Raw genomic sequence first — 9,588 nt, 5'->3', positions numbered from 1 at the left:
GCATGAAGATCACGTCGCCAGCGCCCTTGGCGCGCAGTTTTGGCGCCACCGCCAGGAGCTTTTCGGCGCGGCGCGACAATTCGACGGCCAGCCGGCAGGCCTCCGCCGCCGCCTTAACCAGCGCCAAGCAGACCGCCCGCTCAAAACCCTTTTCGCCAGGCCGGATGCGCTTGCCGCCAGCCTCGCCGCGAAACGCCGGACCAAAGGCCTGCGCCATCAGGAGTGGCAGCGGGCGCGGCCAGCGCAAGCCCCGCGCCAGCACCAAATCGGCGAGCCACCAGGCCAAAAGCTCGGCGTCCGGGCGCATGGCTACGACGCGGGCGGCGATTGCCGCTGCGGCGAACGGCGCCGGCCGTCGCGACCCCGCGAGATCTTCGATGTGCGTGCACAGGTCGGCGAGCGCCTCGTCGTCCCAGGCGAGCCCGAGCATCTCGGCCACTTTTGCCAGCCGATCGGCGCTAACCGGCGACGGCTGCAGCGCCAGCTGGCGCCAAGCCCCAAAAATCGCGCCGGCGGGACCGGGATCGGCACCGGCCGGGCAAAGCTGCCAGGCATCACGCAAGGCGGCCTCATCCTCTGCGCGGCCGGCGAGCCGCATCGAGGCGGCGGCGCATTTGAGCGCCAGCCGCTGGCGCCAGGCGCCTGCCCAGGCGGGCTGCGCCCGGGCCAGCGTGTCGAGCGAAGCCAGCGCGGCGCCGGCCTGGAAGGCGGCGTCGGCGTCGCTGGGCGCACCGCCGGCAGCGAACGCCCAGACCGGAACGATCGGCGGCGGGGCGGGACTGGCGGTCGCGGGATCGAGGCGAATCATGCTTTCGAGGGTAAAGCGGCCGTGCGCTTTCCACCATCTATGTCGCGCCAAAACGCACAGCCTGTCGAAGCAACAAAACGAATGATAATGTTGCCTTATCGTTCGTTTTGTTCTCTATATAAGAAATGGCCGTTTTCAGCGAGCAGAAGCCCAAAATTGTCGCCGAGCGAGGCTCCGGACCGTCCCACAGCACGGCGGCGGAAGACGATGTTTCGACCGTCCGGGCGTCGGCCGACGGCGCGCCCTCAGAGGTGCCCGCTGGCTATCAAGGTTGCGGCAAAGGTCGAAAGCGGGACGACAAGCGTCATTGGACGATCATTCAGCGGCTCGGCGCCGTAGCTCGCGTACCAGCTTGCGGCCCGCTTGCTCTTGGCGTCGATGATCATCAGCACACCGCCGACTTCCTCGGTAACGCGGATGCAGCGCAGCGCGGCTGCGAGCAGAAGCTGACCACCCAGCCCCTTGCCCGCCACCGATTTGTCGACGGCGAGCCGCGCCAGCAGAAAGCCCGGCACATCGTGTCGCGCCAGACCCTTCGTCATCGCGGCAGGAACTGCGTGATGTTCGACCGAGGCCGGAGCCAGGCTGTAGAAGCCAAGGATTTTTTCCGGTGCATCGTCGGGAACCGCACAGAACGTCTTTACCGCGTTCTGCTCGTGCCCTTGTCGCGCGAACCGCTGCAGGAAAGCGTTCATTTCCACATCGCCGCAGTCAAAGGCTTTCCGGTCGTGCGACCGTGCGATCGCCTCCTCATGCCAGGGCGGAAGGCTCACAGAGTCTTCGGAAGTGCGGCCGCCGCAGCGCGCAACTTCGCGTTCGGCTTCGGAGGATTGTCCAGAAGCTCAAGGATGCGGCCAAAATCCCGCTCCGACACCTTTATGGCGTCAGCTTCCGCGATAACGGTTTCGGCTTCGCGCAGCGCGGACTGGGTGACAAAGCTGGTGAGATCGGTATGGCGAAGCGCTGCGGCGCGCAGCAGGCGCGCCTTCACCTCCGGCTTCACCCGGATGTTCATCCGATCAGTTTCATCAAGGGCTGCCCGCGGCATCGCTTCGATTCCCAGATTGCTTGAACAGCATAGATACATCTGCCGGATTGCGATTGCAACTTCGTACGCATTGAATGCTCACAGGCCCGAGGCATCATCATGAGTCCCGACGAGGACGACCTTCCCGATTTCGTCGATATGGTTATGGAGATGGGGCGCACAGAAGAAGAGCCGGCATCCCCCTCCCCTCCCCTTCCGGCCGCCGCCAATCCGCAGCTGCCGGCGCATCTCGAGGCACTCGCCGGCCGCGCCCGCGACTATGTCGAAGCGGCAAGCTCGGCCAACACGCGGCGCGCCTATGCGTCCGACTGGAAGCATTTTTCCAGCTGGTGCCGCCGGCAAGGCGTCGAGATGCTTCCGCCCGATCCGCAGGTGGTCGGGCTCTACATCACGGCTCAAGCGTCAGGCACGGCGACCGGCGACAAGAAGCCGAGCTCGGTAGCGACCATCGAGCGCCGGCTCGCCTCGCTTACCTGGAACTATGCCCAGCGCGGCCAGGCGCTCGATAGGAAAGACCGGCATATCGCGACGGTGATGGCTGGCATCCGCAACAAGCACGCCGCGCCGCCCCGGCAGAAGGAGGCGGTGTTGCCCGAAGATCTGATCGCCATGCTGGAAACACTCGACCGCGGAAGCTTGCGCGGCTTGCGCGACCGCGCCATGCTGCTGATCGGCTTTGCCGGTGGCCTGCGCCGCTCCGAGATCGTTGGCCTGGATTGCGGCCGCGACCAGACGGAGGACGGCCGCGGCTGGGTCGAAATTCTGGACAAGGGCCTGCTGGTGACGTTGCGGGGCAAGACCGGCTGGCGCGAGATCGAGATCGGGCGTGGCTCGGCCGACGCGACCTGCCCGATCGTGGCGTTGGAAACCTGGCTCAAGCTCGCCCGCATCGGGCACGGGCCGCTGTTTCGCCGCGTTACCGGCCAGGGCAAGGCGGTCGGCGCCGAGCGGCTCAACGACCAGGAGATCGCTCGCCTCGTCAAGCGGACCGCGCTAGCCGCGGGCGTGCGCGGCGATCTGCCTGAAGGTCAGCGGGAAAACCTGTTTGCCGGACACTCGTTACGGTCTGGCCTCGCCTCCTCGGCCGAGGTCGACGAGCGCTATGTGCAGAAGCATCTCGGCCATAGCAGCGCCGAGATGACCCGCAAGTACCAGCGCCGGCGCGATCGGTTCCGGGTCAATCTCACCAAGGCGAGCGGACTCTAGCGCCCCGCATTAGTGCGTTTTTCCTTGCAAATCTGGAACTGCACTCCATAATTGCAAGGATGATCGAGCGCCGCATCACGACCGAACTCACCCTATTGCTGGACAGCATGCCCGCCGTTGCGCTGCTCGGGCCGCGTCAGGTCGGCAAGACCACGCTCGCGCTCGAAATAGCCGAACGACGGCCCTCGATCTATCTCGACCTCGAATCCGACGCCGACCGCGCCCGGCTTGCCGAGCCGGAGCTTTATCTGGCCGAGCATGAGGACAAGCTTGTCATCTTGGATGAGGTCCACCGGCTGCCCAACCTGTTCCAGAACCTGCGCGGGCTGATCGATCGCGGCCGGCGCGCCGGCCGGAAAGCCGGCCGCTTCCTGCTGTTGGGATCGGCGTCGATCGACCTCCTGAAGCAGTCAGGCGAGACCCTTGCCGGCCGCATCGCCTATCTGGAAATGCGGCCGATCGACGGTCTCGAGGTCCGCGCCGCCGATCTTGGTCCACTATGGGTGCGCGGCGGCTTCCCCGACAGTTTCCTGGCCGCCAGCGACCGCGCCAGTCAGCGGTGGCGGCAAGATTTCATCCGCACCTATCTGGAGCGCGACGTCCCCCTCCTCGGCCCGCGCATCCCGGCCGAGACGCTGCGCCGTTTCTGGACCATGCTGGCGCACCACCAAGCCGGCCTGCTCAACGCCGCCGAGTTCGCTCGCGCGCTCGGCGTCGACGGCAAGACAGTCGCGTCTTATCTCGACCTGCTCGTCGATCTCCTCCTGGTTCGCCGGCTGGAACCCTGGCACGCCAATGTAGGCAAGCGCCTGGTCAAATCCCCTCGCGTCTATGTCCGCGACAGCGGCATCACCCATGCGCTGCTTGGACTCGCCACCCAGGAAGACGTGCTTGGACATCCAGTGGCCGGCGCCTCCTGGGAAGGCTTCGTAATCGAAACCCTTACCGCGACCGCCCCCGCCGGCACGCTGAGCAATTTCTACCGGACAGCCGCGGGCGCGGAGATCGACCTGCTGCTCACATTGCCGGGCCAGCGCCTCTGGGCCATCGAAATCAAGCGAAGCCTGACACCAAAGGTGGAAAAAGGCTTCCACCAGGCCTGTGAGGATCTTGCTCCGGAGCGGCGTATCGTCGTCTTTCCGGGATCGGAGCGTTTTCCGCTCCAGCATGGCATCGAAGCGATGCCCCTGCAGGATCTGGGCCGGGCGCTGCTCGACGAAGCATGATGCAAAGCTCCTGCTTCATTGCGTCGAGGCGGGCTCACGGCCCCTGCCCTGCCCCTATCCATGAAGCCGTTGCCGTAAACCAAGGTTCCTTGCATCGATCTTCCGCGCAACACATCACCATTTCGGCTTTTCCAGGCTGCGGCGCAGCGCGTCCGACACCTGAAGACCTTCGCCGCTCGGCGCCCGGTCCGCTTGCGGCGCGCCATGCCCCTTCCTGGCCGGCTCCTCGGGCTTGCCGTCATCCAGCTTGGCCCTGAGCAGCGCCATTACCATCGGCCAGGTCGAGAATTTGCCGTCCCTGGCACGCTCGGTCAGGCTGCGCAGATAGCCGCCGGCGTTGTTGATCTGCGCGCTGCGTTGGTAGATCGCGGCGAGCGTAATCGCGGCCTGCTGCTCGCCCAACACTTTGAGCGCATCCTTCCAGGCGCTGGGGCTGACGCCGAGCATCGGCCGGGCGGCCTCCGCCGCAGCTAGAAAATCGCGCCAGTGGCGGATTTGGCCGCCCGGGACCAGCTCGCGCAGGTTCGGGCAGGCATCCAGCACGATCCCCAAGGGCAAATCCCGTCTTGGCAGGCTGCGTACGTTCTCGCTTTCCGCAAACGTCGCCGCTTCTTCATATCTTCCTGAGCCGTTTTCAGAATCAGAATGGGAGTCTGGATTTGAATTCTGTATGTGCGCGCCGGAATGGGACTCATTGGCGTCCGGATTCTGTGGTTTTGTGAATGATTCCAGTGTGTCACGGATTTCCGCCCAGAGGTCCTCGAGTTCGGTGTTAATGCTCTCGATGAGCTGCCTCGAGGCCGTGCGCGGCAGCCGGCCGACGATCGCCTGATAGGCCTGCAGGACGCGGCCCCAATTGCCGTGCACCTTCTCCTCGATGCCGGCGTCGATCATCTTGACGATGTCGCGGCGTAGCAGCGTGAGGCGCTCCTTGGAGACGCGAAAGGCCTTCTTCTCGGCCTGGACCGCTTCGGCGAGCTCCCTGAACTCGTCCGCGCGCGCCACGATCGGCGCCAGATCGAAACCGTAGGCCTGCTCGATCTCCCCTCCCCGGCTCTTGCGCGCAAAACGCTTGCCGTTCGGACTGTCCCTGCGAATGATCAGCCCGCAGTCGACCAGCACCGCCAGATGCCGGCGCAACGTTGTCGCAGGCATGCCATTGGCGCGTGCCATCAGTTGCTCGTTGGACGGCCACACAACAAGCTCGCCGTCGCCGGCGAGCGTTGTTTCCGGATGAAATGACAGCAGAGCGTTCAGAATGGCCAGCGACCTATCTGTCGCCCCGACCTGGTCCCGCGCTTCGCGGATGTACTGGAACACCTGCCATTTCTGGACGCTTGCCTCCTTCGGCATCGTCCTGGCCTTCGCCTGGCTTGTGATCTGGCCAAGCGACATCGGCCGCCGCCCAAAGGGCGTCGTTGCGATATGCGTCTGCATTTTCCTTCACCTGTCCTTAGGCAAAAGAACTCTGCTCGCCGAAACGACGCCACGACTCTTGACAGTGATTCGGGGAAATGCGATTCTCAGCTTGCGACAGACGAGAAGGGCTTCCGCGACGGTGACGTTCGGGGGCCTTTTTCTTTTGCGGCTTCAGTCTCCTGTTACTGTCTTCTCCGACTTCCTGAACGCCTCATAGAGGTCGCCCAGATTATCGGAAATCCACGTTCCAAAGCGGCTACCGTCCATCCCCTTCACGGCGATCGCGACGGCCCTGCCTGCCTTCTTAACGCTGACGCTAACTGACTTGTCCTCGGGAACCCAGGATTGCGCAGCGGGCTTCACACCTGCCTTGCGAACCGGCTTCCCCTTCCCGTTCAGGCCCGCAAGCAACCTTTCGAAGCGTTCGTTGCTCTCCAACTCCCCGAACTCCGGCTCGGACAAGATTGCATTAACCATTTCGGATTTCTTGCCGGCGAGCAGAGACAGCTCCACCCAACGCTCGCGGCCGACAGACGCAGCTGATCCAATCTTGCCGATGACCGATGCCGGAATCCTTGTGACAACTGATACCATCTTCGAGACCGCAGCGGCGTTCGAGGCCAATGCCGACGAGATGACATCTCTGTCGTACCCCAAGTCCTCAAGGCGCTTTGCAAACATCGCCTTCTCGATGAAGCTGAGATTCGCCCGAGCGGAATTCTCCTGACCTTGGGCAATGACATGGGTCTTGTCATCGATATCCTTGACGACCGCCCTCACCTTCCGTCCCAGTTCGCGAGCGATCCGGACCCTGCGATGGCCGAAAACGATCATGTAGCGGCCGTCGGAGCCCGGATGTGGACGAACAAGTATGGGAGAATCCTGCCCCCTTTCCCGAATCGCTTCCAGCAGTTCTTGGTACTGTACCCTGTCGTCGCCCATGCGGTCGGAAACGAACGAGCCGTCGACTGCGTTTGGGTCGAGTTCAACCACATGCTCGCCTTCAAGATACGCATCCGCCTGCTTTGCCAATTCGTTGACCGAGCGGATCATGGATTTGGAAGCGCCACGGATCGGATATGCCGCAGCGGACGTAGACGACACCTGGTCGCCGGTCTCCGCTTCTACGAGGCCTGCAAGAAGATTCTTACGTGCCATATTTTACCTCCAGATACCGCCTAGTCCATTGAATGCACTTGGGAAATGTCCGATTTTGTCAGCGGACAAAATTCAGCGCCCCCATGCTTCATGAATCAAAGCAGCGATTTCGCCATTTACGACGTCCAACGCTTCCATTGCCCGCTCGTATGTGGAACGGGTCATCGCATTCTTCTCGACTTCGTAGAGGGTCTGCTTGGTAATCCCCGCATCGGAAATCGCCGTTGATTTCAGCATCTGATTTTTCAGGATGAATTCACCGAACAGAGTATGCAAAAACGCCACCATTTGGGCCTGCGGCTGATCAGTGGGTTCAAAACGGGTAACCAGGTAGCGGTACCATTCCAGATTCACCTCGGCACCCGCCGCCCTTATTGGCTGCAAGATATTTCCGAGCATCAGCAGGAACTGCCCCATCGACATGACATCAAGCATCTGGGGATGGATCGTAATCAACACTGACGTTGCCGCCGTCAGTGCAGTGATGGTCAGGTAGCCGAGTTGCGGCGGGCAGTCGACGACGACGACATCGTAGCGGTCATCGACCTCATGCAGTGCAGTTGAGATCCGCGTGAAGAACGCCCTGCCGACGTTCGACGTCTTGTCCGTCATTGCCAGCGGCGTGTCATATTCGAATTCCTGAAGCTCGAGGTTCGCCGGAACGATATCAAGGCCCGGAAAATTCGTTGACCTGATGATTTCCGAGAGAGGCACCTTCTCGTCGTCGTAGCGAATCGCATCGTATAGCGATTTTGTCTGGTCCAGCTCGGGTTGGAACCCGTGCAATGAGGACAGCGAGGCCTGTGGATCGAGATCGATGGCAAGTACCCGGTGCCCGGTCAACGCCAAGTACTGGGCGAGGTGGGCGGCTGTCGTTGTCTTGCCACTGCCGCCCTTGAAATTGACTACCGCGAGGATCTGAAGTTTCTCGCCAGTGCGACGATGGGGAACGTACCTGCGGGCATCGGACCGCCCGTATTGATCCAGATATTGGCGCAGCTCAAGCATTTGCTCTGCCGTGTACGACCGTCTGCCAGACGACGAGGTTTCTGGCATCGGGCCTTTGCCTTCCAGATGCAGCTTTTTAAGATGACTTTGGGAAACTCCCAGATAGGCGGCTACCTCGGCCAGCGAAAAAGAACGCAAATTCTTCTTAGCGGCGGGAGGGAAGCGCTGTACCGAAAGAAGGTGCAGCTTCTTCGATATCTGGTCGCCTTGTTCGAGAATGCTCTTCTCAAACACCAACGGGATTTTCGTGGGAACGGGTGAACTCACGTTCATTCGGTCAGTGCTCTCTAAAAACGATTTTTGGCGCGAAGTGGCCAAGCAAGCGTCATTATGTCCGATTCGTTTCTTCCGACAAGAAGTTTTAAGTTAACAAGAGGTTAACGGCCTCGGATCGACCCTAGCGTAGCAGGATCAGCATGATCTGAATCATGCGATTGAATACGCTACGCAATTTCACGATTTTGTCAGCGGACAAATCCTTCCGTTTCTGAAGTTGCGAATCAGCTAGGGGAGATCCACCGATCATCGGATTTGTACTTGGAGCCTTCCAGTCCCCGAGTTTCCACTCCACAGACTAAATCGTATAACCAAAACTGTCCCCGCCGATTGCGTGCAGCGTCGCGGGCAAATTACGATCGCCGGAGCCGCGACATAATATGGCTTCGGCAGCGGAGGCATGTTGGCGGCGGCCTAACAAATTCGCTGCTGAATACGCCGAAGCCACGGACATGTAGGTTTGAGGGTGGGATGGACTACTATATCTACGAAAATTGGGCGCACGACCGAGGACGTATCCACCGGGCTGAATGTGGTTTCTGCAACGCAGGTCAAGGCACCCAGGCAGGAGCGGGGGATAGAAACGGTCGCTGGCACGGCCCATTTGACCGAGATGCCGCATTGACCAAGGCCGCCAAACTCAATCTCACTGATATACGCGGATGCTCAATATGTAATCCGTAGGTTTCTTGGCATCGACGCCAACTGCGCCAGCGCTGGACCTGGCGGCAAATGCGGAAGCGCTGGCGCGACCGGATCACGAAGTCGATCAACAAGTCGCCGTCGCTTCGGGCTAGAGTTGGTCCGGTCACTTAATGGACAATTGTAGGTTCGGTTCCTGGAGCGCCATCAACCGAATACGAGCACTGAGCCCGAGGAGGGCCGTGAGCGCGTGGCTGATAATCTACGCGTGCATTGCTGCTTTGGCCGAATCGCGATCAGGAGGGCTTTAAACGCTCAAAGATTTCGGGAGCGAACTCATACTGCCATGCGGTTCCTCGCCCCACCGAATTCTTCACGATCGTTTCCTGGAGGATGCCGCGCGCAACCAGCGGATCAACCGATTCCTTCACCGTGTTGCGCGTCATCCCAGTCACCGCTTTGATGTTCGCGAGGGTTAGCTTCTCTCCCATTTGGTGCATCCTGTAGAGCACCGTCATCATGCCGAGCTGCTTCAGCCGCGACTGCGGCGTTTCTCCCTCGACCGGATTATCAAAAACCTCGTGCAGGGCGAGGGCCGAAAACCGCTGGTCCTGCCATTCCGCGTCACGTGCGCTTGCCATCGATTAAACTATCAGATATTCGATAGTATAACGAGTCGGACAAGCTGATCGGTTCCGGCCAGCGGCGCGCATGTAAGAGGTGTGATCATGAGAAGCTCGCTCATACGGACAATCGTTGCTGCATCGAGCTTAGCGTCATTCTATCTCGTTTTCGAC

Annotated in this window: 9 protein-coding genes; 2 read left to right on the top strand and 7 right to left on the bottom strand. The window is 61.3% G+C overall.

Features of this window, described 5'->3' with window-relative positions:
• From EOA75_RS22315 to EOA75_RS22305, 3 genes are all read right to left on the bottom strand, one after another.
• The coding region (locus EOA75_RS22315) for a DUF1403 family protein (RefSeq protein WP_127325173.1) at nt 1–808 on the bottom strand (808 nt) is incomplete at its 3' end.
• Between the two features lie 245 nt (nt 809–1,053).
• Nucleotides 1,054–1,581 carry a GNAT family N-acetyltransferase gene (locus tag EOA75_RS22310; RefSeq protein ID WP_127325172.1) on the bottom strand — a complete coding sequence of 176 codons (528 nt, stop codon included), beginning with the start codon at nt 1,579–1,581 and terminating at the stop codon, nt 1,054–1,056.
• Nucleotides 1,578–1,856, bottom strand: coding sequence for a DUF1778 domain-containing protein (locus EOA75_RS22305; protein WP_127325171.1), 279 nt, complete (start codon nt 1,854–1,856; stop codon nt 1,578–1,580). Before EOA75_RS22305 ends, EOA75_RS22310 begins: the two co-directional genes overlap by 4 nt.
• Nucleotides 1,857–1,955: 99 nt before the next feature.
• Here EOA75_RS22305 and EOA75_RS22300 point away from each other — a divergent pair, with 99 nt between their 5' ends.
• Together EOA75_RS22300 and EOA75_RS22295 are read left to right on the top strand one after the other, a co-directional pair.
• Nucleotides 1,956–3,062, top strand: a complete 1,107-nt coding sequence (locus EOA75_RS22300; RefSeq protein WP_127325170.1) for a site-specific integrase — start codon at nt 1,956–1,958, stop codon at nt 3,060–3,062.
• A 59-nt stretch (nt 3,063–3,121) separates the two neighbouring features.
• A complete protein-coding gene (locus EOA75_RS22295; RefSeq protein ID WP_127325169.1) occupies nt 3,122–4,288 on the top strand; it encodes an ATP-binding protein in 1,167 nt (388 codons plus the stop codon).
• A gap of 114 nt (nt 4,289–4,402) precedes the next feature.
• Here the strand turns inward: EOA75_RS22295 and repC are convergent, their stop codons facing one another.
• From repC to EOA75_RS22275, 4 genes are all read right to left on the bottom strand, one after another.
• A complete protein-coding gene (gene repC / locus EOA75_RS22290) occupies nt 4,403–5,725 on the bottom strand; it encodes a plasmid replication protein RepC (RefSeq protein ID WP_127325168.1) in 1,323 nt (440 codons plus the stop codon).
• A 153-nt stretch (nt 5,726–5,878) separates the two neighbouring features.
• Nucleotides 5,879–6,865, bottom strand: a complete 987-nt coding sequence (gene repB / locus EOA75_RS22285; RefSeq protein WP_127325167.1) for a plasmid partitioning protein RepB — start codon at nt 6,863–6,865, stop codon at nt 5,879–5,881.
• Between the two features lie 72 nt (nt 6,866–6,937).
• Entirely contained in the window at nt 6,938–8,146 is a 1,209-nt protein-coding gene (gene repA, locus EOA75_RS22280; protein WP_127325174.1) for a plasmid partitioning protein RepA, read from the bottom strand.
• Between the two features lie 941 nt (nt 8,147–9,087).
• Nucleotides 9,088–9,432, bottom strand: coding sequence for a MarR family transcriptional regulator (locus EOA75_RS22275; protein WP_127325166.1), 345 nt, complete (start codon nt 9,430–9,432; stop codon nt 9,088–9,090).
• Between the last annotated feature and the right edge of the window lie 156 nt (nt 9,433–9,588).

The sequence above is a fragment of the Mesorhizobium sp. M1A.F.Ca.IN.022.07.1.1 genome (assembly GCF_003997575.1).
Lineage (GTDB): Bacteria > Pseudomonadota > Alphaproteobacteria > Rhizobiales > Rhizobiaceae > Mesorhizobium.
Note: the sequence above shows the minus strand (reverse complement) of the source record. Positions and strands in the feature narration are given on the sequence as shown.

Excerpts from the sequence above, each read along its gene's own strand:
- EOA75_RS22305 (WP_127325171.1), bottom strand. The coding sequence starts at position 1,856 with ATGCCGCGGGCAGCCCTTGATGAAACTGATCGGATGAACATCCGGGTG.
- EOA75_RS22300 (WP_127325170.1), top strand. The coding sequence starts at position 1,956 with ATGAGTCCCGACGAGGACGACCTTCCCGATTTCGTCGATATGGTTATG.
- EOA75_RS22295 (WP_127325169.1), top strand. The coding sequence starts at position 3,122 with ATGATCGAGCGCCGCATCACGACCGAACTCACCCTATTGCTGGACAGC.
- repC (WP_127325168.1), bottom strand. The coding sequence starts at position 5,725 with ATGCAGACGCATATCGCAACGACGCCCTTTGGGCGGCGGCCGATGTCG.
- repB (WP_127325167.1), bottom strand. The coding sequence starts at position 6,865 with ATGGCACGTAAGAATCTTCTTGCAGGCCTCGTAGAAGCGGAGACCGGC.
- repA (WP_127325174.1), bottom strand. The coding sequence starts at position 8,146 with ATGAACGTGAGTTCACCCGTTCCCACGAAAATCCCGTTGGTGTTTGAG.
- EOA75_RS22275 (WP_127325166.1), bottom strand. The coding sequence starts at position 9,432 with ATGGCAAGCGCACGTGACGCGGAATGGCAGGACCAGCGGTTTTCGGCC.